Raw genomic sequence first — 22,923 nt, 5'->3', positions numbered from 1 at the left:
CGCGCCACGCGGCGCTCTGTGATGGCGCCGGGCGATGGGATCAAACGATCTACTACCATACGCACCCTCTGCCACTCAAGGCAAACCGGGCCCGAATGTCCAGGTCAGAGGCCCGCACGACACCCCCACACCGGAGGCGGCCGGACCCTGCTCAGGCTGCGATCCCGGCCACCGGCGCCGGCTCCCGACGCTCGACGAGCTGCGGTTCGGGCTCCGGGTGTGCCGAGGACGACGGCTCGGCGGTGGTCGGGTCCGGGGACGGCGGCGGGGTCTCCCTGGAGGGCGTCGGCTCCGGGTCCTGACGCGTCGGCGTGGGCTGTTCCCTGGTCGGAGAAGGCATCCCCGGCCTGGGCTTCTTCCTGCCGGTGTCGCCCTTGACCGGCTTCTTCGGCGCGGCCGAACCGCTCTCCCCCGCCGACGGCGACGCCGACCCCGACGCGGAACCGCCCGGCTTCACCCTGGCGTGTTTTCCGTCACTCGTCCCGTGTCGGCCGGAGACCCCGCGGCTCACCGCGGACCCCCCGTCGGGTCCCTCGCCGCCCTGCTGTCCCGCCGAGTGGGAGGGTCCGGCCCGGCCGCTCCCCTCGTCGTCACCGACGCTCATGCAGCCCGCTGAGGCGGCGACTGCCAGGGCCGCGGCGGCCAGACGGACGGGTACGTACATGGCGCGCACGGGCAGCTACCTCCGGATGGGGTCCCCTCCTGTCCGGGCGGAGCCGGGAGCGCGGGGATGGGTACGAGGAGTCCCCCTGCCCAACTCCCGCCGCCCGCGAGAGGACACGCGGCCGTACGCCGGCCCGTGCGCCCGGGGTCGGATGCCGGCCGCGTCCGGCCGGACGTCAGCCGTACCCGAGGGCGTGCAGGCGCGCGTCGTCGATGCCGAAGTGGTGGGCGATCTCGTGCACCACCGTCACCTCGGTCTCGGCCACCACCTCCTCGCGCGACCCGCACATCCGCAGCGTGGGCCCCCGGTAGATCGTGATCCGGTCCGGCAGCACCCCGGCGTACCACTCACCGCGATCGGTCAGCGGAGTCCCCTCGTAGAGCCCGAGCAGTTCGGGATCGTCGGCGGGCGGTTCGTCCTCGACGAACACCGCCACGTTGTCCATCAATCGTGTCAGCTCCGGAGGAATCCGGTCCAGGGCCTCGGCGACCAGTTCCTCGAACTCCTCGCGCGTCATCTCCAGCACAGGACCATTGTCCGGTACGGACGCCCGGACGGTAGGGCTGCCGCGTACGGGACCCATGACGGACGGCGGCCGGGGCGCCGCATACCCGCCCCACCACTTGGGCATACGGGCCCAATGGCCCGCGTCCCCGCTGCCGCCGCTCTGCTCCGCGTACGGAAGGTTCCCCGCATCCTCGTACGTCACTACCGCTCACGGCGTTCCCACCCCGTCATCGAACTCGTCCACCAGCCGCACCCCTACACCCGTGCGCTCGGGCTCGTCGCCGTCGTGCTGCTCGGCGCCTGGCTCGGTCTGCTGGTCGTCGGGAACGTCCGGGCGCCGGTCGGCCCGATGGACACCACGATGACGCTGCGCCCCTCGCTCACGGGCGGCACGAAGATCAACGTCTCTCCGCTCGGCGCCCTCGAACTGCGCAGCCACACCGCTCCCCTGCGGCTCGACGTGGACGTCGACCAGCTCGACCCGGTCCGCTCGCAGGCGCTCGTCGACCACCCGGAACGGCTCTCCGGCCTCCAGGACGAGGTCGCCGAGGACGTCGGCGCCGGCACGCTCGACCTGGCCGTACGGTCCTGTGTCGCGGTGGTCGCCGGTGCGACGGGGCTGGGCCTGGCGGTCTACCGCCGCCCGCGCCGCGCCCTCGCGGCGGGCGGCCTGGCGCTGACGCTGCTGGCCGCCTGCGGGGCGACGGCCTTCGCCACCTGGAACCCCAAGTCGGTCCTTGAGCCGAGGTTCTCGGGCCTGCTCTCCTCGGCACCCTCGGTCGTCGGCAACGCCCGCAGCATCGTCAGCGAGTTCGACGTCTACCAGAAGGAACTGGCCCGCCTGGTGACGAACGTGACGAAGCTGTACGACGTCACGTCCACGCTCCCCGCGTACGCGCCGGACCCCTCCACGATCCGGGTCCTGCACGTCTCCGACATCCATCTCAACCCGGCGAGCTGGAAGATCATCGCGTCGCTGGTGGAGCAGTACAAGATCGATGTCATCGTCGACTCCGGCGACACGATGGACCACGGGACGGCGGCGGAGAACGGCTTCCTGGACCCGGCGGCCGACCTCGGCGCCCCGTACGTCTGGGTGCGCGGCAACCACGACGGGCGGGTCACCCAGGACTACCTGGAGCGCATGAAGAACGTGCATGTGCTCGACGACGGCCGGGCCGTCTCGGTCGCGGGCCTGCGCTTCGCGGGGATCGGCGACCCGCAGTTCACCCCGGACCGCTCGGCCGGGGCGGGCGGCGCCGGCCGGTCCGAGGAGCTGGCGGGCGCCCGCCTGGCCTCCTCCCTCCGCGACCAGGAGGCGGCCGGGACCCCGGTCGACATCGCCGTCGCGCACAATCCGACGGCCGCGCGCGAGACGGACGGGGACGTGCCGCTGGTGCTGGCGGGCCATGTCCACCACCAGGAGATGGAGGTCATGAAGTACGGGACGCGGCTGCGCGTCGAGGGCTCGACCGGCGGGGGCGGCCTGCGCGCGCTGGAGGGCGACGATCCCGCCCCGATCGAGACGTCGATCCTCTATCTGGACCGCGACACCCGACGCCTCCAGGCCTGGGACGAGATCGAACTGGGCGGCCTCGGACTGACAACGGCCGAGGTCAGCCGCCATCTCCCGAAGGAGAACCAACCCGGCGCGCCCGTCTCCACCACCCCTTCCGCCCCCACCCCGTAAACCGTTTTGGCGATCTCTCCCGACATCCCATATGCTTCTGACGTCCCCGACGCGCTGCGAAGCGCCCAGGCGGGCCGATAGCCCTCATCGTCTAGCGGCCTAGGACGCCGCCCTTTCAAGGCGGTAGCACGGGTTCGAATCCCGTTGGGGGCACGCAACACCGTGTGCGAGACTGAGTTCGCTTGCTCGCGCACAACAGCTGGGTCCTGTGGAGCAGTTTGGAGTGCTCGCCACCCTGTCAAGGTGGAGGCCGCGGGTTCAAATCCCGTCAGGACCGCTGCGATTCTTCATCGGATCGCGTGGCTGGGTAGCTCAGTTGGTACGAGCGATCGCCTGAAAAGCGATAGGTCGCCGGTTCGATCCCGGCCCCAGCCACAGTTCGAAGGCCCCGTCCGGGTGGACGGGGCCTTTGCTGTGCGCCTGGTGGTTGGTGGTTGGTGGCCGGTGGCGGAGTGTTCGGCTGCGGGTCCGTCGTGGCTGGTCGCGCAGTTCCCCGCGCCCCTGACAGACATCGGCGTGACGCGCACCTCCCCGCGCCCCTGAAAGACATCGGCGTGACGCGCACCTTCCCGCGCCCCTGAGGACGCCGGCGTGACGCGCACTTTCCAGCGGCCCTGAAGGGCGCCGGCGTGACGCTCAGGTCGCCGTCCCGGGGCCGGGGCTCTCCGGGGGTGGGGTGCCCGCCGCGTGGGACGGGCCCGAGTCGCGGCCGCCCGGGTGGCGGTGGCGCCAGGTCCAGAAGACCGCGCAGGAGATCAGGGCCCAGCCGCCCAGGACCAGGAACGGGAAGATGTGCTGGTGGCCGGCGAAGTACACCGCCGTGTGCTGGGCGTTGACCGAGCCCCCGGGCGGGAGCCAGCGGCCGATGACGCCGAGCGGGGACGGCAGCAGGGGCCAGGAGACCGCGCCGCCCGAGGAGGGGTTGCCGAGCATGACCATCAGCCCCCAGGTGGGGAGCATCGCCCAGCGCCCGAACAGGGTGTTGAACATCGTGAAGACCATGCCGGACGTGAACATGGTCAGCGCGAGGATCAGCCAGGACTCGACGAACGGCAGATCCAGGGCTCCGAGGACCCAGTCGACCGCCACCACGATCGCGAAACCGCCGAGCAGGGCGTACGCGGCGGTGAACGCGATGCGTTCCATCGGGTTCAGCCCCCGCGCGTGCACGCTGAGCTGGATCGCCCCGATGAAGCCGATGATCACGGCCGCCAGGGAGATGTAGAAGATGGCCAGGCCGCGCGGGTCGCCCTCCTGGAGGGGCTTGATGTCCCGGACCGTGACCGCCACTCCCGTGGCCTTGCCGACGGCCGGCGCCGCCTGCTCCAGCAGATCCGCGACCGATGCCCCGGACGCCGCGGAGACGTCGAGGACCACCGCCCTGCCGTCGTCCCGCGCATCGAGGATCGCGAAGACCTTCTGGTCGTTCACCGCCTGCACGGCCGCCGCCCGGCTGTCGTACGCGTGGATCCTCAGCGAGGCGTCGAGCTCCTTCTCCATCCCGGCGAGGAACGCCTTGCCCCGTCCCTCCTCGTACGAGCCCACCGTCGCGGTCGGCACATGGCGCGGGGTCGGGTTCGCCATGGAGTACGTGTACGAGCCCGCGAAGAGGCCCGCCGCCGCGGCGAGGATCAGCACCAGCACCGACGCGGGGAGGAAGGGGGACTCCTTGAAGGAGGTCCAGCGTTCGCGCCGCGTGGGCGGTCTGCCATGGGCACCGTGCGACATCTCGGACATACGCCCCACGCTAAAGGGACGTACGGGATATTTCTTCGCGACGTCCGCCGCGGGAGTACCCCGGACGTTCACAGCGGGAGCACCCCCGGCGCAAAAGCGTTCGCCGCACGTTTCCCCGAGGTGAGATCCTGGACCGCGTATGTCTACGCATCCTGCCCCCGCCCTCGGCGATCTCGCCTCCCGTCTGGCCGAGCTGTCACTGCGCGACGCGCACCGGCTCGGGCGCAGACTCGAAGGCGCGCGCCGGATCCGCAAGCCAGAGGCCCGCGCCACCGTCACCGCCGAGATCGAGACGGAGGTGGCGAAGGCCGAGACCCGTATGGCCGAGCGGCGCGGCCGCGTGCCCACCGTCTCGTACCCCGAGCAGCTGCCCGTCAGCCAGAAGAAGGACGTGATCGCGGACGCCATCCGTGATCACCAGGTCGTCATCGTCGCGGGCGAGACCGGCTCCGGCAAGACGACCCAGATTCCCAAGATCTGCCTGGAGCTGGGCCGCGGCGTCCGCGGCATGATCGGGCACACCCAGCCCCGCCGTATCGCCGCCCGTACCGTCGCCGAGCGGGTCGCCGAGGAGCTGGACACCCCGCTGGGCGAGGCCGTCGGCTGGAAGGTCCGCTTCACCGACCAGGTCAGCCCGGAGGCCACCTTCGTCAAGCTGATGACGGACGGCATCCTGCTCGCCGAGGTCCAGACGGACCGTGAGCTGCGCGCGTACGACACGATCATCATCGACGAGGCCCACGAACGGTCCCTGAACATCGACTTCCTGCTCGGCTATCTGGCCCAGCTCCTTCCGAAGCGGCCGGACCTGAAAGTCGTCATCACCTCCGCGACCATCGACCCCGAGCGCTTCTCCAGACACTTCGGGGACGCGCCGATCGTCGAGGTCAGCGGACGCACGTACCCCGTGGACGTGCGCTACCGCCCGCTCCTCGAAGAGGACGGTGACGACGCCGACCGCGACCAGATCACCGCGATCTGCGACGCCGTCGAGGAACTGCAGGGCGAGGGCAAGGGCGACATCCTGGTCTTCCTCTCCGGGGAGCGGGAGATCCGGGACACGGCGGACGCGCTGGAGAAGAGGAAGTACAGATTCACCGAGGTACTTCCTCTCTACGCGCGGCTCTCGCACGCCGAGCAGCACCGCGTCTTCCAGGCCCACACCGGGCGCAGGATCGTTCTGGCGACCAACGTCGCCGAGACCTCCCTGACCGTCCCGGGCATCAAGTACGTGATCGACCCGGGCAACGCCCGCATCTCCCGCTACAGCCACCGCACGAAGGTCCAGCGCCTGCCCATCGAGGCGATCTCGCAGGCCAGCGCCAACCAGCGCAAGGGCCGCTGCGGCCGTACGAGTGACGGCATCTGCATCCGGCTCTACTCCGAGGACGACTTCCTCGCCCGCCCGGAGTTCACCGACGCCGAGATCCTCCGTACGAACCTGGCGTCCGTCATCCTCCAGATGACCGCGGCCGGGCTCGGTGAGATCGAGAAGTTCCCCTTCATCGACCCGCCGGACCACCGCAACATCCGCGACGGCGTCCAGCTCCTCCAGGAGCTGAACGCCCTCGATCCCGCGGAGAAGGACCCCCGCAAGCGGCTCACGGACACCGGCCGCAAGCTCGCCCAGCTGCCCGTCGACCCGCGGCTGGCCCGCATGGTCCTGGAAGCCGACAAGAACGGCTGTGTGCGCGAGGTCATGGTGATCGCGGCGGCGCTCTCCATCCAGGACCCGCGCGAGCGGCCGGCCGAGAAGCAGGCGCAGGCCGATCAGCAGCACGCCCGCTTCAAGGACGAGACGTCCGACTTCCTCGCGTACCTCAACCTCTGGCGGTATGTGCGCGAGCAGCAGAAGGAGCGCGGCTCGTCGTCTTTCCGTCGCATGTGCAAGCAGGAGTACCTGAACTTCCTGCGCATCCGCGAGTGGCAGGACATCTACTCGCAGCTGCGGACCGTCGCCAAGCAGATGGGCCTCCATCTGGAGGAGTCCGCGACGGGTACCGACGCACCCGAGCAGCATGTCCACCTCTCCCTCCTGGCCGGCCTGCTCTCGCACATCGGCATGAAGGACGTGAAGGAGAGCGGGAAGGACTCCGGAGGGAAGGACGGCGGGCGCGAAGGCGGCAGGAGCAGCGCGAAGAACGACTACATCGGCGCCCGCAACGCCAAGTTCGCGATTTTCCCCGGCTCGGCCCTCTTCAAGAAGCCTCCGCGTTTCGTGATGTCCGCCGAACTCGTCGAGACGTCCCGGCTGTGGGCCCGCGTCAACGCGAGGATCGAGCCCGAGTGGATCGAGCCGCTCGCGGAGCACCTGCTGAAGCGCACGTACAGCGAACCGCACTGGGAGAAGGACCAGGCGGCGGTGATGGCGTACGAGAAGGTCACGCTGTACGGCGTGCCGATCATCGCCCAGCGGAAGGTCAACTACGGGCGCATCGACCCCGAGACCAGCCGCGAGCTGTTCATCCGCAACGCGCTCGTCGAGGGCGACTGGCGTACGCACCACAAGTTCTTCTCCGACAACCGCCGGCTCCTCACCGAGGTCGAGGAGCTGGAGCACCGGGCGCGGCGCCGGGACATCCTGGTCGACGACGACACGCTCTTCGACTTCTACGAGGAACGGGTGCCCGCGCATGTCGTGTCCGGCGCCCACTTCGATTCCTGGTGGAAGCACAAGCACCAGGAGGAGCCCGACCTCCTCGACTTCGAGCGCTCGATGCTCATCCGGGAGACGGCCGGGGCGGTCACCAAGGACGACTATCCGGACTCATGGCGGCAGGGGCGGCTGAAGTTCCCCGTCACGTACCAGTTCGAGCCGGGCGCCGACGCGGACGGTGTGACCGTCCACGTTCCGCTCCAGGTGCTGAACCAGGTCACGGACGACGGCTTCGAGTGGCAGATCCCCGGGCTGCGGGAACAGGTCGTCACCGAGCTGATCCGTTCCTTGCCGAAGCCGATCCGCCGCAACTACGTGCCCGCGCCCGACTTCGCGCGGCGGTTCCTGGAGCGGGCGGTGCCCCTGCAGGAGCCCCTGACCGTGACGATGGCGCGCGAGCTGAAGCGCATGGTCGGAGTGCCGCTCACGGCCGACGACTTCGACTGGTCCAGGCTCGACGACCATCTGAAGATCACCTTCCGGATCGTCGACGAGCGGCGCCGCAAGCTGGCCGAGGACAAGGACCTGGAGGCGCTGAAGGTCCGTCTGAAGCCGAAGGCGCGCCAGGCGATCTCGCAGGCCGCGGCGGCCACCGCCCAGCGGGAGGGCGGGGAGTCCCTGGAGCGCACGGGGCTGACCGACTGGACCATCGGCTCCCTCACCCGCCTCTTCGAGACGCGCCGGGCGGGCCAGCCGGTGAAGGCGTACCCGGCGCTGGTCGACGACGGCCCGGCGGCGAACACCGTCTCCGTACGCCTCTTCGACACCGAGGCCGAGCAGCAGCAGGCGATGTGGAGGGGCACGCGGCGGCTCATCCTGCGCAACATCCCGGTGAATCCGGCGAAGTTCGCGTCGGACAAGCTCACCAACGCCCAGAAGCTGGCCCTGTCCGCGAATCCGCACGGGTCGATCCAGGCCCTGTTCGACGACTGCGCGACGGCCGCCGCCGACAAGCTGATCGGCGACTTCGGAGGCCCGGCCTGGGACGAGGAGTCGTACCGGAAGCTGTACGAGAAGGTGCGCGCGGAGATCGTCGACACGACGGTCCGTACGGTCGGCCAGGTCGAACAGGTGCTGGCCGCCTGGCACGCCTGTGAACGCCGTCTGAAGGGCGTACGCAGCCCTGTGCTCCTCGCCAACCTGACGGACGTACGGACGCAGCTGGACGCCCTCGTGCGGCCCGGCTTCGTCACGGCGACGGGCCTGCGGCGGCTGCCGGACCTGATGCGCTATCTGGTCGCCGCGGACCGCCGTCTGCAGCAGATGCCGACGAACGCGCAGCGGGACACCAGCCGGATGGAGAAGGTCCACGAGATGCAGGACGAGTACGCCTGGCTGCTGGAGCAGTTGCCGCAGGGCCGCCCCGTCCCCTCCTCCGTCCGGGACATCCGCTGGATGATCGAGGAGCTGCGCGTCAGCTACTTCGCGCACGCGCTGGGCACGGCGTATCCGGTCTCCGACAAGCGCATCGTGAAGGCGATCGACGCGGCCGCACCGTAACGGCGTCCGCACACCGGGTGAGTTCGCTCGGGGGGCCGACCCTCCTGTACAGTCTTGTTTCGCAGCGCAACGCAAGATCGCACTGCGAAACAAGGTCCTGTGGAGCAGCTTGGAGTGCTCGCCACCCTGTCAAGGTGGAGGCCGCGGGTTCAAATCCCGTCAGGACCGCAGAAGAAGAAGAGAAGGCCCCGCTTCCAGCAACGGAAGCGGGGCCTTCTTCGTGCGCCCTTTCAGGGGTGCGGGGAACGGCCCGGCCAGCCCTCACCGGCCTGCAGCCGACGAACATCCCCGCCTCCCCACCCCCCAGGGGCGCGAGGAACTGCGCAACAAGCCCACCGACCGGCCGGCACAGATGCCAACACCACCCCCACAAGCCCCTCCGGGCCCGCCCCGCAACCACGCGCCCTTGACGCGGGCACATTCCCGAAGTACCTAGAAAACAGGGCCCCAGACCCCACCGGAGGTGACCATGGCGACAACCGCTCGGCATGAGACGCGAGCCCTGCTCCGCGCCCATCTGTCGGCCGCCTCCGGCCACCGCCACCGGACGAGGCACTGCCCGATCTGCCATCGCCTCCTGCGGCTGGCCTCGGAGTCCGGCCCCGAGGACCTGGAGGGCACCTCGGAGGACGAGGGCCCCTCCCCGGCGTGAGCGACCGCCTGAGCGATGGCCGCGTATCAACTACCCCTCACATGGCCCCAGATGAACGCGTCCCCCATTAGCGCAGGTATGCCACGCGCAACAAGGACCACGACATGTGACGGGTGTCACCGCATAAGTTTTCAAACCTGCGGATCTTACCCCCCACCTACAACTGGTCAATTTAATATGTGCAATTGCACTGAGCCCCGAAGGGACTCACAGCCGATCCGACAGCCTCGCCCAGACTGCGACAAGGCCACTCACAGACCGACCCTGTAAGCGCGCACGCCCCATGACCAGCGCACAAAAAAGATCGCGCTGGACCCGGCGGAGTCCAGCGCGATCTACGACGCACCCACAGTGCTTGTGGTTCTTGCTCGGGCGGGGACCCCGTTGGGGCGGGATCCGCGTCGCTTGGTACCTGGGTGGTGCTTGGGTGACGCTTGAGCGGTACTGCGTCAGGGCCCTACCGACAAGTTGGGGGACCTGCCGAAATACCCTGCTATGTGGCTATGCAGTTGTTGTTCAGGCTTCGCTGCGCTGCTGCGGGATGCCCGCGAGCAGTGCACGTACCTCTGCTTCGCGGTAACGGCGATGCCCGCCGAGCGTACGGATCGACGTGAGCTTGCCGGCCTTCGCCCACCGCGTGACCGTCTTCGGGTCCACGCGGAACATCGTGGCGACCTCAGCCGGGGTCAGCAGCGGCTCGGCATCAGGGGTGCGAGCGGTCATGAGCGGCCTCCTCGGGAGAACCGATCGTTCTCGGTTCTTTCCTCTAAATTCTGCACCTTGACCCGCGTTGCCCGAAATGGCGGATGCGGGTCGAGTCGGTTATAGGACGAACGGCTTGTCCTCGGCACTACAACTACACCATCCGTCCAGCCACGTCGGCCAAACCGATGGAATTGCCCTCCCAGGTGTTCATCAGCGACGGAAGCCGATGGACCATGCCATAGCGGACAGTCACGCCTCTGTGACGATCAGTCACAGAGGCGTCAGGAGTCACGGGACCCCCCTGCAGCGCAATGCCGAGATTCCACCCAAAAGCGGGCAGAGGGAGCCCTCCCCGGACTCCTTGTCCTATTTTGGCATGAGGAGGGGCGTTGGGCGCAAGGTCCGTGTTAGTGCCGTCCGTCACGCTTACCCCGTACGACCCGGATCGGGACTTACGTCCTGTCAGGCTGCGTGACGCACAGGAACCGTCGGCCCTGAAGAGCCTTCGCGCCGCCCTCAGTTCGCCGAGCGGCGGTCCCGGACCGAACGCCACCGTTCCACGAGCCGACCGTATGCCTCACCCGCGCCGGGCCCGTCGCCCGTACGCAACGCCTCGATGCCCTCGGCGACATCCGCGGCGGAGTGGTCGCCGTCGAGTTCCCCCGCGGGCAGGACGTGGACGAGGCCCCCGTAGTCCAGCTCCACCAGCGAGCGCGGATGGAATTCCTCCAGCCAGCGCCCCACGTCCACCAGGCCGTCGATGAGCGGCCCCTCGTCGAGGGTGTCCCGCAGCGTCCGCAGGGCCCGCGCCACCCGCCGCCGCGCCTGCACCATCGGCGTGCGGTAGCGGAGCACGGGCGCGTCCTCCCCGGCCCGCGAACCGCCCCCGGACCCGGCCCCCTTGTCGTACTCGCGCTCCTCGTCCGAGACGAGTACGAACCAGTGCAGCGGGACCTGCCAGGTCGAGGTGCGGATCCAGGGCCGGGCGTCCGGGTTGCGGGTCAGCCAGCGCTCGTAGTCCTGGGCCGCCTGACGGCGTACGAGCTCCGGCAGCGCCGCGTCCAGGACCGGGGCCGGCAACTCCTCGCCCAGATCGCCCAGCGCCTCCCAGCCGCGCAGCCGGGTCCGCCAGGGGCACACGCACAGCACGCCGTCCACCTCCGCGACGAACGCGTCACCGCTCTCCTGCACCGGCACAGGGACCGGCGGCACGGGCAGCAGATCGGCCAGCGAACGGCGCAGTTCGTCCTGGTACGAGGGACGCTCGGGCCGGCGCGCATAGCCGTACCAGTGGTCGCGCTCCGGTTCCGGGAAGGCCGCGAGCGGTTCGTACACCCGGAGATAGGACGCGTACGGGACGATCAACGAGGACTCCTTGGGCACGCTTGCTCCCTCCCCGGCCGACCCGGTGGAAAACCGCGCGACCTGTGTGCGGACACGCGGGAAACCCCTGCAAATCGTCCCACGCCCGCCCGTGACCGTACTCCGCGCGGGGGTGATCCTGACCACTGGGCCGATGGCGGTCCCGCACAGGCTCTAACCTCGTGCCACACGGACCCCCGCCACCCGTACGAGGGCCGCCCCGACCCGCCGCTACTTACCTGGGAGTCACCACCGTGGCCGACGTAACCGGCAGCCCTGACGACGTACTGCACACCCTGTTCCGGTCGGATCAGGGGGGCCATGAGCAGGTCGTGCTCTGTCAGGACCGCGCCACCGGCCTCAAGGCCGTCATCGCCATCCACTCGACCGCCCTGGGCCCGGCCCTCGGCGGCACCCGCTTCTACCCGTACGAGAGCGAGGCCGCGGCCGTCGCCGACGCGCTGAACCTCTCCCGCGGGATGTCGTACAAGAACGCCATGGCCGGGCTCGACCACGGCGGCGGCAAGGCCGTGATCATCGGTGACCCCGAGCAGATCAAGACCGAGGACCTGCTCCTCGCGTACGGCCGTTTCGTGGCCTCGCTCGGCGGGCGGTACGTGACCGCCTGCGACGTCGGCACCTACGTGGCCGACATGGACGTCGTGGCGCGCGAGTGCCGCTGGACCACCGGCCGCTCACCCGAGAACGGCGGCGCGGGCGACTCGTCCGTCCTGACGGCCTTCGGGGTCTTCCAGGGCATGCGGGCGTCCGCCCAGCACCTGTGGGGCGACCCGTCGCTGCGCGACCGCGCGGTCGGCGTCGCGGGCGTCGGCAAGGTCGGCCGCCACCTGGTGGAGCACCTGCTGGAGGACGGCGCCCGGGTCGTGATCGCGGACGTGCGCCAGGACGCCGTGGGCCGCATCGCCGACAAGCACCCCTCCGTGCGGGTCGCCCCGGACACCGAGCGGCTGATCCGGACCGAGGGGCTGGACATCTACGCCCCGTGCGCGCTCGGCGGCGCCCTGAACGACGACTCCGTGCCGGCGCTCACCGCGAAGATCGTCTGCGGCGCGGCCAACAACCAGCTGGAACACCCGGGCGTGGAGAAGGACCTCCTCGACCGCGGGATCCTCTACGCGCCGGACTACGTGGTGAACGCGGGCGGTGTCATCCAGGTCGCCGACGAGCTCCACGGCTTCGACTTCGAGCGGTGCCGGACGAAGGCCGCGAAGATCTTCGACACCACGCTGGCCATATTCGCTCGTGCGAAGGAAGACGGGATTCCGCCGGCCGCCGCGGCCGACCGTATCGCCGAGCACCGCATGGCGGAGGCCTGCCGCCCCTGATGTTCAAAAGCCGTTCGGCAGCCGTTCGGAAGGCCGTGCGCACGGCCCCGCGGGGGTCCCGTCGGCGGGCGGTTGGAGAGAACTCTCACGTTCGTCGGCGGGTCGCTCGCCAAGAAGAGGTTAAAATCGCGGTTGACCAGCGAGGACAGGGCACCTCGCGGGTCCTGTGCACACGAGCTTCCTGCGGGCGACGTACCGTATGGGCGTGGGCTCAGGTACCGTGGAAGCCCTACGGACCGGTCTCTCCACGGAGAGCCCGTTCCAGATCATGAACGCGTGTCAAGACTCTGGGGCCGTCGAGCCCCGTATTCGAGGGGGTCGAGCCATGGGGCGCGGCCGGGCAAAGGCCAAGCAGACGAAGGTCGCCCGCCAGCTGAAGTACAGCAGCGGCGGGACCGATCTGTCGCGTCTGGCCAATGAGCTGGGCGCTTCGACTTCGCAACAGCCGCCGAATGGCGAGCCGTTCGAGGACGACGACGAGGAAGACGACCCGTACTCCCAGTACGCGGATCTCTACAACGACGACGGGGACGAGGACGATGAGTCCGGTCCTGCGTCGCAACGCCGCGGGGCTTGACGTACCAGCTGCGCTCGTCGTTCTAGCTGCGCTTCACCCGGTCCGGGGTTAATTGCCGGACCGGGTTTTGTGCATGCCCGCTCCGCGGGTTGGCTGGGAGTACGTGCTGTGGGTCCGCCGGCCGCGGGTTTGTCGTGGCTGGTCGCGCCCCTGAAGGGCGCCCTCACGGGCGCCCCGGACGGGACCTGCTGAGCCGTGCCGTCCTAGCGGGTCCTAGCGGGGGGCGTAGTCGTTGATCAGGGTCGCGCCCGTGTTGTGGTCGGCGCGGTCGGTGATCTCGCCTGCCACCCAGGCTTCCACTCCTCGGTCCGCCAGGGTGGTGAGGGCCGCGTCCGCGGAGTCCTGGGGGACGATCGCGATCATGCCCACGCCCATGTTCAGCGTCTTTTCGAGTTCCAGGCGCTCGACCTGGCCGGTGGTGCCGACCAGGTCGAAGACCGGGGCCGGGGTCCAGGTGGCGCGGTCGACGGTCGCGTGCAGGCCGTCCGGGATCACCCGGGCGAGGTTGGCCGCGAGACCGCCGCCCGTGATGTGCGAGTACGCGTGCACGTCGGTCGTGCGGGTCAGCGCCAGACAGTCCAGCGAGTAGATCTTGGTGGGCTCCAGGAGCTCCTCGCCGAGTGTGCGGCCGAACTCCTCGACGTGGTTGTCGAGCTTCAGGTTCCCGCGGTCGAACAGGACGTGCCGGACGAGTGAGTACCCGTTCGAGTGAAGGCCGGAGGACGCCATGGCGATCACCGCGTCACCCGTACGGATACGATCCGCGCCGAGCAGCCGGTCGGCCTCCACCACGCCCGTACCGGCGCCGGCGACGTCGAAGTCGTCCGGGCCGAGCAGACCGGGGTGTTCGGCCGTCTCGCCGCCCACCAGGGCGCAGCCCGCGAGGACACAGCCCTCGGCGATGCCCTTCACGATGGCCGCCACGCGCTCCGGGTGGACCTTGCCGACACAGATGTAGTCGGTCATGAAGAGCGGCTCGGCGCCGCACACCACGATGTCGTCCATGACCATCGCGACCAGGTCGTGGCCGATGGTGTCGTACACGCCGAGCTGCCGGGCCAGGTCGACCTTCGTGCCGACACCGTCCGTGGCGGAGGCGAGCAGCGGGCGCTCGTACCGCTTGAGGGCGGAGGCGTCGAAGAGGCCGGCGAAGCCACCCAGGCCACCGAGTACCTCGGGGCGCTGGGTCTTCTTCACCCACTCCTTCATCAGTTCGACGGCGCGGTCGCCCGCTTCGATGTCGACGCCCGCGGCGGCGTAGCTGGCACCAGTTGTCTCAGACATGGGGGTGAGGACTTTCGTGTCGTACAGCGGTGTCGCTGCGGTAGCGCTGCTGTGTCGCTGCGAGGGCTTACGGGCGACGGATCGCGTCGGTCGCGGCCGTGGCCGCGGGGCCCGCGGCCAGCTCGGTCTCCAGGAGCTGCTTGCCGAGCAGCTCGGGGTCCGGGAGGTCCATCGGGTACTCGCCGTCGAAGCAGGCACGGCAGAGGTTCGGCTTGTCGATGGTGGTGGCCTCGATCATGCCGTCGATGGAGATGTACGAGAGGGAGTCGGCGCCCAGGGACGTGCCGATCTCCTCGATGGACATGCCGTTGGCGATCAGCTCCGCGCGGGTCGCGAAGTCGATGCCGAAGAAGCAGGGCCACTTCACGGGGGGCGAGGAGATCCTGATGTGGATCTCGGCCGCGCCCGCCTCGCGGAGCATCCGGACCAGGGCGCGCTGGGTGTTGCCGCGCACGATCGAGTCGTCGACGACGACCAGACGCTTGCCCTTGATGACTTCCTTGAGGGGATTCAGCTTCAGCCTGATGCCCAGCTGGCGAATGGTCTGTGAAGGCTGGATGAAGGTCCGGCCGACATACGCGTTCTTCACGAGACCGGCACCGAACGGGATGCCGGAGGCCTCCGCGTAACCGATCGCGGCGGGCGTGCCGGACTCCGGAGTCGCTATGACCAGATCGGCTTCCGCCGGAGCTTCCTTGGCGAGACGGCGGCCCATCTCGACCCGGGAGAGGTACACGTTCCGGCCGGCGATGTCGGTGTCCGGGCGGGCCAGGTACACGTACTCGAAGACACAGCCTTTGGGCTTCGCTTCCGCGAATCGGGAGGTTCGCAGTCCGTTCTCGTCGATGGCGACGAACTCGCCCGGCTCGATCTCGCGGACGTAGGCCGCGCCGCAGATGTCGAGGGCGGCGGACTCGGAGGCGACGACCCAGCCGCGCTCCAGACGGCCGAGGACCAGCGGGCGGATGCCCTGCGGGTCACGGGCGGCGTAGAGGGTGTGCTCGTCCATGAAGACGAGCGAGAAGGCGCCCTTGATCTGCGGGAGGACCTTCGCGGAGGCCTCCTCGACGGTCAGCGGCTTGCCGTCGTCGTCCACCTGGGCGGCCAGCAGGGCCGTCAGCAGGTCGGTGTCGTTGGTCGCCGCCACACGGGGCGTGCGGCCCTCCTGCTTGGGGAGGTCGGCGACCATTCCGGCGAGCTCCGCCGTGTTGACGAGGTTGCCGTTGTGGCCGAGCGCGATCGAGCCGTGCCCGGTGGCACGGAAGGTCGGCTGGGCGTTCTCCCAGGTGGAGGCACCGGTGGTCGAGTAGCGGGCGTGACCGACCGCGATATGACCGAGCAGGGAGCCGAGGGAGGCCTCGTCGAAGACCTGGGACACGAGCCCCATGTCCTTGAAGACAAGGATCTGAGAGCCGTTGCTCACCGCGATTCCCGCGGATTCCTGGCCTCGATGCTGGAGGGCGTAGAGCCCGAAGTAAGTGAGCTTGGCGACCTCTTCACCGGGAGCCCAGACTCCGAAGACGCCGCAAGCGTCCTGGGGTCCTTTCTCGCCGGGGAGCAGATCATGACTGAGTCGACCGTCACCACGTGGCACGCCACCGAGTGTAGGCGAGATCGACCACTGGTCCGAATTGGGGAAGTGCCCGAGCGGTGTCGTCAGGCGCCGCCCGCCGGGATCACTTCGCGGCGACGGCTTCCAGGCCCGCGCCGTTTTCGCTGGTCAGCGTGAGGTTGCTGCCCTTCAGCCGGTACTTCACCGTGCCGCCGAACAGCTTCAGGAGGGAGCGTTCGGTGTCCATGAGTGAGTCGGAGCACATCTTCCGGGTGGTGCCCGCCGCGCCCAGAGTGATAGTGCCGTCGCCGACCGTGGCCTTCGCCGTCACCTTGTTGCAGCCGAGCTCACCGCGGACGGTGCCCTTCTCGTCGAAGGTGAGATGGACCTTGTCCTTGGCCCCGGAGGGCAGGGCGACGGCGGAGCCGCCCTGGGCGTCGCCCTTCGCGTCGACCTTCACCGTGCCGGTGACGTTCCACTTCGTGCCGTAGAGGTCGACCGGCTTCTCGGCTGTCAGCTTCACGGTGTACCCGTCCTCGGTGGTGAGTGTCAGCCTGTCGCCGTTGACCTCGGCCTTGATCGTGCTGTCGGACATGACCTCGCCGAGTTTCGACTCGAAGCCCATCGTCCCGTCGGCCGTGCAGGCCATCTCGGTCTTGAAGGTGTCGTCGCCGATCGTGATCGTGTCGCCCTCGATCTCGGCGGTGGCCCCGAAGTGGTTGCAGCCGTAGTTGCCGCCCACCTTGCCGTCCTTGCCGAACTCGACGTGCGCGCCGGCCGGGGCGTCCTGCGTCTTCCCGTCGGCCGTCACGCTTTCGACGTTCCACTGCTTGCCGGTGAGTCCGGTGTCCTGCCGGGTCCCGACGGAACTGGCACCGGACTCCTTGCCGCCGCCGCTGCCGCTGTCGCCGCTCTCCGTGCCGCAGGCGGCCGTGGCGAGGAGTCCGGTGACCGCCAGGGCGCTGAGGCCGACCCGCGGGCTGAGGGCGCTGAGGTTGCGTCGCTGCGTGTGCATGCCGCTTTGACGGGGCGGGTGGGGTGATTGGTTCCCTCACGGGGCAACGGGCGCGCTCGGTTCGGCCGTCGGGCTCAGCTCATGAGGGGGAGCAGTGCGCCCAGGTCGGCGCGTTCTCCGCTCGCGCTGACCTTCGCGTCGTCGACGGCGGTCTTCCAGCGCGTACGCCCCGTCGCGAGGCGGATCCAGGTGAGCGGGTCCGTCTCCACGACGTTGGGCGGGGTGCCCCGGGTGTGGCGCGGGCCCTCCACGCACTGCACGACGGCGTACGGGGGTACGCGCACCTCGGTGGAGGCGCCGGGCGCCTTCGCGGCGAGGGCGTCGGCGAGCAGACGGGTGCAGGTGGCGAGGGCCTGGCGGTCGTACGGGACGTCGAGCCCCGGGACTGCCGCGTTGAGGTCGCCGGTGTGGACGACCAGCTCCACCGTGCGGGTGACGAGGTGGTCGGCCAGGGTCATCGCTCCCACGCGGGTGCCCAGCAGGCGTCCGCCCGGGGCTTGTGGCAGGCGCTCGGTGAAGCGGGCTTCCGTGCGCTCGTACAGCGCGTCCAGGTCCGGCTCGGTGGCGGCGAGCGCGTGTACGTCCCCGTCGACCTCGGCCGCCCGGGGGGCCGTGGCGGACGGCCAGTCGAGCAGGGCGAGCGTGGGGGCGGAGGGCTCCGGCCCGTCCAGGCCCCGGTTCACGGCTTCCAGTGCCATGGCCAGGTGCGCGGCCAGCTCCCGCACGGTCCAGTCGCCGAGGCCGGCGGGTGCGGCGAGTTGGCCGGGGGTGAGGGTGCGGACGGCCGCCCGGACGTTCCCGAACTGGGCGAGGACCGCGGCGCGGGTCTTCGCCGGGTCGTAGGTACGGGGGCGTTTCCTGGCCGGGGGCATGGGGGGAGTTTAAGCGGTCCGCTGGGAGGGGGTGCTTCGGCTGCGGGCCAGTGAGGGCTGGACGCGCCGTTCCCCGCGCCCCTTGAAGGCAGGCAGACGGGGCCTGCCCGAGCCGGCTTGGCAGGCCGTCGATGAGCGGGCCTACTTCAACTGCGGGCCAGTGAAGGCTGGACGCGCGGTTCCCCGCGCCCCTTGAAGGCAGGCAGACGGGGCCTGCCCGAGCCGGCTTGGCAGGCCGTCGACGAGCGGGCCCACTTCAACTGCGGGCCAGAGAAGGCTGGACGCGCCGTTCCCCCGCGCCCCTTGAAGGCAGGCAGACGGGGCCTGCCCGAGCCGGCTTGGCAGGCCGTCGACGAGCGGGCCTACTTCAACCGCGGGCCAGTGAAGGCTGGACGCGCCGTTCCCCGCGCCCCTGAGGGGTGCCCGTGGGCGTGGGGCTGTGTCGATTCGCGGCTCCGCCAACCGCCCTTGGGGGCGCGGGGAACTGCGCAATCGTTTAGGCCGGCCCCCACCGGGCCGAAGACGCAGCACGGCCCCGCCCGTACCCCGGGCGGGGCCGTGCCACTGCGGAGCGGAACGCGGCCGCTACGCGAACAGCGCCGGGATCGTCTCCGTGTGCGCCGTGCGCAGGTCGGACAGGGGCAGCGTGAACTCGCCCTGGACCTCCACCGCGTCAGCGTCGACGACACCGATACGCGCGGCCGGCAGACCCCGCGCACCGCACATGTCGGTGAAGCGCAGTTCCTCGGAACGCGGGATCGCGACGACCGCGCGGCCCGCGGACTCGGAGAACAGGAACGTGAAGGCGTCGAGCCCGTCGGGTACGACGAGCCGTGCCCCCTTGCCCCCGAGCAGCGCCGACTCGACCACGGCCTGGATGAGACCGCCGTCGGACAGGTCGTGCGCGGAGTCGATCATGCCGTCGCGGGAGGCGGAGATCAGGATCTCGCCGAGGAGGCGTTCGCGCTCCAGGTCCACGGCCGGCGGCAGTCCGCCGAGGTGGTCGTGGACGACCTGCGACCAGGCCGAACCGCCGAACTCCTCACGGGTGTCGCCGAGGAGGTAGAGCAGCTGCCCTTCCTCCCGGTAGGCGACCGGAGTGCGCCGGGCCACGTCGTCGATGACGCCCAGGACCGCGACGACCGGCGTGGGGTGGATGGCCGCCTCGCCCGTCTGGTTGTAGAGCGAGACGTTGCCGCCGGTCACCGGCGTGCCCAACTGCAGGCACCCGTCGGCCAGTCCGCGGACGGCCTCCGCGAACTGCCACATGACGGCCGGGTCCTCGGGCGAACCGAAGTTCAGGCAGTCGGAGACGGCGAGCGGCTTGGCACCGGTCGTCGCGACGTTCCGGTACGCCTCGGCCAGCGCCAACTGGGCACCGTGGTACGGGTCCAGCTTGGTGTAGCGGCCGTTGCCGTCCGTGGCGATGGCCACCCCGAGGCCGGACTCCTCGTCGATGCGGATCATGCCCGAGTCCTCGGGCTGCGCCAGCACCGTGTTGCCCTGCACGAAGTGGTCGTACTGGGAGGTGATCCAGGACTTGGAGGCCTGGTTCGGGGAGGAGACCAGCTGGAGGACCTGCTTCTTCAGCTCCTCCGACGTCTCGGGCCGGGGCAGCTTGTTGGCGTCGTCCGCCTGCAGCGCGTCCTGCCAGTGCGGGCGTGCGTACGGGCGCTCGTAGACCGGGCCGTCGTGCGCGACCGTGCGCGGGTCGACGTCGACGATCTTGCCGCCGTGCCAGAAGATCTCAAGGCGGTCGCCGTCGGTGACCTCACCGATCACCGTGGCGATGACGTCCCACTTGTCGCAGATCTCCAGGAAGCGGTCGACCTTCGACGGCTCGACGACCGCGCACATGCGTTCCTGCGACTCGCTCATGAGGATTTCCTCGGGAGAGAGAGTCGAGTCGCGCAGGGGTACGTCGTCCAGCGTCACGCGCATGCCGCCGGAGCCGTTCGAAGCCAGCTCGCTGGTGGCGCAGGACAGGCCGGCCGCGCCCAGGTCCTGGATGCCGACGACCAGCTTCTCGGCGAAGGCCTCCAGGGTGCACTCGATGAGGAGCTTCTCCTGGAAGGGGTCGCCGACCTGGACGGCGGGGCGTTTCGAGGGCTTCGCGTCGTCGAAGGTCTCACTCGCCAGGATGGAGGCGCCGCCGATGCCGTCGCCGCCCGTGCGGGCCCCGTACAGGATGACCTTGTTGCCGGTGCCGGACGCCTTCGCGAGGTGGATGTCCTCGTGCCGCATGACGCCGATGGCGCCGGCGTTGACCAGCGGGTTGCCCTGGTAGCAGGCGTCGAAGACGACCTCGCCGCCGATGTTGGGCAGGCCCAGACAGTTGCCGTAGCCGCCGATGCCCGCGACGACACCGGGCAGTACGCGCTTGGTGTCCGGGTGGTCGGCCGCACCGAAGCGGAGGGGGTCGACCACCGCCACCGGCCGCGCGCCCATCGCGATGATGTCGCGCACGATGCCGCCGACGCCGGTGGCCGCGCCCTGGTAGGGCTCGACGTAGGAGGGGTGGTTGTGCGACTCGACCTTGAAGGTGACCGCGTAGCCCTGGCCGACGTCGACGACGCCGGCGTTCTCGCCGATGCCGACGAGGAGGGCGTCCGACCGGGGCGCCTTCTCACCGAACTGGCGCAGGTGCACCTTCGAGGACTTGTAGCTGCAGTGCTCGGACCACATGACCGAGTACATGGCGAGCTCGGCACCGGTCGGGCGGCGGCCGAGGATCTCCACGACCCGCTCGTACTCGTCCTTCTTCAGGCCGAGTTCGGCCCAGGGCAGCTCGACGTCGGGGGTCCCGGCCGCGTGCTCGACCGTGTCCAGAGGCGTCCGGCTCATGCGTTGACCAGCTTCTTGAGGATCGAGGTGAAGAAGGGGAGGCCGTCGGTGCGGCCGGACCCGACGAGGGGCTCGACAGCGTGCTCCGGGTGCGGCATCAGACCGACGACGTTGCCCGCCTCGTTCGAGATGCCGGCGATGTCCCGCAGCGAGCCGTTGGGATTGCCGAAACCGTCGGCGAACTCGCCGCCGACCACGTAACGGAAGACGACGCGGCCCTCCGCCTCCAGCATGTCGAGGGTGCGCTCGTCGGCGACGTACCGCCCGTCCATGTTCTTCAGCGGGATGTGGATCTCCTGGCCGGACTCGTAGTCCGCGGTCCAGGCGGTTTCCGCGTTCTCCACCCTCAACTTCTGGTCCCGGCACATGAAGTGCAGGTGGTCGTTGCCGAGCATCCCGCCGGGGAGGAGATGGGCCTCGGTGAGGATCTGGAAGCCGTTGCAGATGCCGAGCACCGGCATTCCCGACTTCGCCTGCTCAATCACCGTCGCCATGACCGGCGAGAAGCGCGAGATCGCACCGGCGCGCAGATAGTCGCCGTACGAGAAACCACCCGGCAGGACAACGGCGTCGACCTGCTTGAGGTCCTTGTCCTTGTGCCAGAGAGCGACGGGTTCGGCCCCGGCGAGCTTGATCGCACGCTGGGTGTCCCGGTCGTCGAGGCTTCCCGGGAAAGTGACGACGCCAATACGAGCGGTCACTTTCCGGCCTCCGCGACTTCCTCGACCTTGACGGTGAAGTCCTCGATCACGGTGTTGGCGAGGAAGGATTCGGCGAGTTCGTGGATGCGGGCGAGGGCGGTGTCGTCCACCGGTCCGTCCACTTCCAGTTCGAATCGCTTTCCCTGACGGACGTCGGAGATGCCTTCGAAACCGAGGCGCGGCAGTGCACGCTGCACCGCCTGGCCCTGGGGGTCGAGGATCTCCGGCTTGAGCATGACGTCGACTACGACGCGTGCCACTGGCACTCCCGGTGTGTGGTGCTGAGCAGGTTCCTTCAGACTACCCGTACAAAATTTCTACGCGGGTAGATTCGTAGGAATCTACGTGACGGTCATCACGATTCAGCATCGAGAACCTATCGTCGGGCTGCCTTCACGAAAAATCCTGGGAAAGATCCGGATCGAGCCCGGGTCCCCTATTGCCTGGGGACACGCCAGGAGATTTAGTCGAGCTTCACATTGGATTGCCGGGCACTGTACAAATGAATTGGCAATAGCCGATACTTTGCCCAATCACCCGTAAAAGCAGTCGGACAGTCGGCATCTCGGCACGTCATCGCACGTCGTCGGATAGGTGCCGCACGAAGGGACCGATATTCGTGGCGCAGCGTGTCGTAGTGACTCTCTCCGACGACATCGACGGCTCGGAAGCGGCGGAAACGATCGCCTTCGGTCTGGACGGCAAGTCGTACGAGATCGACCTGAATCCGGCCAATGCAGAGCAGTTGCGCAGGGCGCTGGAGCCGTACGTGGAGGCCGGGCGCAAGCGGTCGCGCTCCGGGAAGGCCTACCGGCAGACTGCCGTGGCGCCCGATCCGGCGGCCGTTCGCGCGTGGGCGCAGTCCAACAAGCTGGAGGTGCCTGCGCGGGGGCGGATTCCCAAGCGGGTGTATGAGGCTTTCACCGCTGCGCAGTAGTGCCCTGCGGGAGTGCCCTGCGGGCCGCTTCGGGTTCTTGGGCGGTGGTGGGGTGGTGCGGGAGTTCGGCCGCTCGGGGGTCGGGCTCCTGCGCCGGCCCCCTGCGGGCGGGCCCGCCAGAGGGCGGGGGGTGGAGGTTGTTCGTCAGGTGCGGCGGCGTGGGGGCTGAGCGCGCAGCTCCCCGCGCCCCTTGGGTGGCCAGGGGTGGCGGTTGTTCGTCGGCGGCGTGGGCGTTGCGCGTGCCGTTCCCGACGCTCCTGGAGGGGCGGGGGCGGGGGGCATTCGGCTCCGGGGGCAGTCGACTTGCGTTGTACCCCTGGCG

Annotated in this window: 18 protein-coding genes and 4 tRNA genes; 10 read left to right on the top strand and 12 right to left on the bottom strand. The window is 69.6% G+C overall.

Going from position 1 to position 22,923, the window contains the following annotated elements:
* Positions 1 to 151: 151 nt before the first annotated feature.
* Both ACIOKD_RS29370 and ACIOKD_RS29365 read right to left on the bottom strand, forming a co-directional pair.
* Positions 152 to 673, bottom strand: a complete 522-nt coding sequence (locus ACIOKD_RS29370) for a hypothetical protein (RefSeq protein WP_402089946.1) — start codon at positions 671 to 673, stop codon at positions 152 to 154.
* A gap of 166 nt (positions 674 to 839) precedes the next feature.
* Positions 840 to 1,190 (bottom strand): metallopeptidase family protein, encoded by a 351-nt coding sequence (locus ACIOKD_RS29365; RefSeq protein WP_067435541.1) that lies wholly within the window; start codon positions 1,188 to 1,190, stop codon positions 840 to 842.
* Positions 1,191 to 1,304: 114 nt separating this feature from the next.
* Between ACIOKD_RS29365 and ACIOKD_RS29360 the strand changes: the two genes are divergently transcribed.
* The 4 genes from ACIOKD_RS29360 to ACIOKD_RS29345 all read left to right on the top strand — a co-directional run bounded on the left by ACIOKD_RS29360 (position 1,305) and on the right by ACIOKD_RS29345 (position 3,236).
* Positions 1,305 to 2,861, top strand: coding sequence for a metallophosphoesterase (locus ACIOKD_RS29360; protein WP_402089944.1), 1,557 nt, complete (start codon positions 1,305 to 1,307; stop codon positions 2,859 to 2,861).
* Between the two features lie 80 nt (positions 2,862 to 2,941).
* Positions 2,942 to 3,014, top strand: a tRNA-Glu gene (locus tag ACIOKD_RS29355).
* 49 nt (positions 3,015 to 3,063) lie between these two features.
* A tRNA-Asp gene (locus ACIOKD_RS29350) sits at positions 3,064 to 3,138 on the top strand.
* Positions 3,139 to 3,162: 24 nt separating this feature from the next.
* Positions 3,163 to 3,236: transfer RNA gene (locus ACIOKD_RS29345), tRNA-Phe, on the top strand.
* Positions 3,237 to 3,497: 261 nt separating this feature from the next.
* On the opposite strand, the gene ACIOKD_RS29340 is transcribed toward ACIOKD_RS29345, so the two are convergent.
* Positions 3,498 to 4,589 (bottom strand): ABC transporter permease, encoded by a 1,092-nt coding sequence (locus ACIOKD_RS29340; protein WP_402090012.1) that lies wholly within the window; start codon positions 4,587 to 4,589, stop codon positions 3,498 to 3,500.
* Positions 4,590 to 4,737: 148 nt separating this feature from the next.
* Here ACIOKD_RS29340 and hrpA point away from each other — a divergent pair, with 148 nt between their 5' ends.
* The 3 genes from hrpA (at position 4,738) to ACIOKD_RS29325 (ending at position 9,406) form a co-directional block, all read left to right on the top strand.
* Positions 4,738 to 8,754 carry an ATP-dependent RNA helicase HrpA gene (hrpA, locus tag ACIOKD_RS29335; RefSeq protein ID WP_402089942.1) on the top strand — a complete coding sequence of 1,339 codons (4,017 nt, stop codon included), beginning with the start codon at positions 4,738 to 4,740 and terminating at the stop codon, positions 8,752 to 8,754.
* Positions 8,755 to 8,847: 93 nt separating this feature from the next.
* Positions 8,848 to 8,922: transfer RNA gene (locus ACIOKD_RS29330), tRNA-Asp, on the top strand.
* A 301-nt stretch (positions 8,923 to 9,223) separates the two neighbouring features.
* The gene (locus ACIOKD_RS29325) at positions 9,224 to 9,406 is read left to right on the top strand and encodes a DUF6274 family protein (RefSeq protein WP_402089940.1); all 183 of its coding nucleotides are present in this window, start codon (positions 9,224 to 9,226) and stop codon (positions 9,404 to 9,406) included.
* 516 nt (positions 9,407 to 9,922) lie between these two features.
* Here the strand turns inward: ACIOKD_RS29325 and bldC are convergent.
* Together bldC and ACIOKD_RS29315 are read right to left on the bottom strand one after the other, a co-directional pair.
* Positions 9,923 to 10,129 (bottom strand): developmental transcriptional regulator BldC, encoded by a 207-nt coding sequence (bldC, locus tag ACIOKD_RS29320; protein WP_003949541.1) that lies wholly within the window; start codon positions 10,127 to 10,129, stop codon positions 9,923 to 9,925.
* A gap of 498 nt (positions 10,130 to 10,627) precedes the next feature.
* On the bottom strand, positions 10,628 to 11,494 hold the full coding sequence (locus ACIOKD_RS29315) for a hypothetical protein (protein ID WP_402089938.1): 867 nt from the start codon (positions 11,492 to 11,494) through the stop codon (positions 10,628 to 10,630).
* 233 nt (positions 11,495 to 11,727) lie between these two features.
* Here ACIOKD_RS29315 and ACIOKD_RS29310 point away from each other — a divergent pair, with 233 nt between their 5' ends.
* Together ACIOKD_RS29310 and ACIOKD_RS29305 are read left to right on the top strand one after the other, a co-directional pair.
* Positions 11,728 to 12,819, top strand: coding sequence for a Leu/Phe/Val dehydrogenase (locus ACIOKD_RS29310; protein ID WP_402089936.1), 1,092 nt, complete (start codon positions 11,728 to 11,730; stop codon positions 12,817 to 12,819).
* Positions 12,820 to 13,144: 325 nt separating this feature from the next.
* Positions 13,145 to 13,396, top strand: coding sequence for a DUF3073 domain-containing protein (locus tag ACIOKD_RS29305; RefSeq protein ID WP_402089934.1), 252 nt, complete (start codon positions 13,145 to 13,147; stop codon positions 13,394 to 13,396).
* Between the two features lie 213 nt (positions 13,397 to 13,609).
* Here ACIOKD_RS29305 and purM read toward each other — a convergent pair whose 3' ends face one another.
* The 7 genes from purM to purS all read right to left on the bottom strand — a co-directional run bounded on the left by purM (position 13,610) and on the right by purS (position 21,924).
* Positions 13,610 to 14,680, bottom strand: a complete 1,071-nt coding sequence (gene purM / locus ACIOKD_RS29300) for a phosphoribosylformylglycinamidine cyclo-ligase (RefSeq protein ID WP_402089932.1) — start codon at positions 14,678 to 14,680, stop codon at positions 13,610 to 13,612.
* A gap of 67 nt (positions 14,681 to 14,747) precedes the next feature.
* On the bottom strand, positions 14,748 to 16,274 hold the full coding sequence (gene purF, locus ACIOKD_RS29295; protein ID WP_402089930.1) for an amidophosphoribosyltransferase: 1,527 nt from the start codon (positions 16,272 to 16,274) through the stop codon (positions 14,748 to 14,750).
* 82 nt (positions 16,275 to 16,356) lie between these two features.
* The gene (locus ACIOKD_RS29290; RefSeq protein ID WP_402089928.1) at positions 16,357 to 17,247 is read right to left on the bottom strand and encodes an META domain-containing protein; all 891 of its coding nucleotides are present in this window, start codon (positions 17,245 to 17,247) and stop codon (positions 16,357 to 16,359) included.
* A 74-nt stretch (positions 17,248 to 17,321) separates the two neighbouring features.
* Positions 17,322 to 18,119, bottom strand: a complete 798-nt coding sequence (locus ACIOKD_RS29285) for a sterol carrier family protein (protein ID WP_402089926.1) — start codon at positions 18,117 to 18,119, stop codon at positions 17,322 to 17,324.
* A 585-nt stretch (positions 18,120 to 18,704) separates the two neighbouring features.
* A complete protein-coding gene (gene purL / locus ACIOKD_RS29280) occupies positions 18,705 to 20,963 on the bottom strand; it encodes a phosphoribosylformylglycinamidine synthase subunit PurL (RefSeq protein ID WP_402089924.1) in 2,259 nt (752 codons plus the stop codon).
* Positions 20,960 to 21,664, bottom strand: a complete 705-nt coding sequence (gene purQ, locus ACIOKD_RS29275; RefSeq protein WP_402089922.1) for a phosphoribosylformylglycinamidine synthase subunit PurQ — start codon at positions 21,662 to 21,664, stop codon at positions 20,960 to 20,962. The genes purL and purQ overlap by 4 nt, the downstream gene beginning before the upstream one ends.
* Positions 21,661 to 21,924, bottom strand: a complete 264-nt coding sequence (purS, locus tag ACIOKD_RS29270; RefSeq protein WP_055518089.1) for a phosphoribosylformylglycinamidine synthase subunit PurS — start codon at positions 21,922 to 21,924, stop codon at positions 21,661 to 21,663. The genes purQ and purS overlap by 4 nt, the downstream gene beginning before the upstream one ends.
* 359 nt (positions 21,925 to 22,283) lie before the next feature.
* On the opposite strand from purS, the gene ACIOKD_RS29265 reads away from it, so the two are divergent.
* Positions 22,284 to 22,601, top strand: a complete 318-nt coding sequence (locus tag ACIOKD_RS29265; RefSeq protein ID WP_267028020.1) for an Lsr2 family protein — start codon at positions 22,284 to 22,286, stop codon at positions 22,599 to 22,601.
* Positions 22,602 to 22,923 lie beyond the last annotated feature (322 nt).

This window comes from Streptomyces sp. NPDC087844 (genome assembly GCF_044742785.1).
Classification (GTDB): Bacteria; Actinomycetota; Actinomycetes; order Streptomycetales; family Streptomycetaceae; genus Streptomyces.
This window is presented reverse-complemented; position numbering and strand designations above follow the sequence as displayed.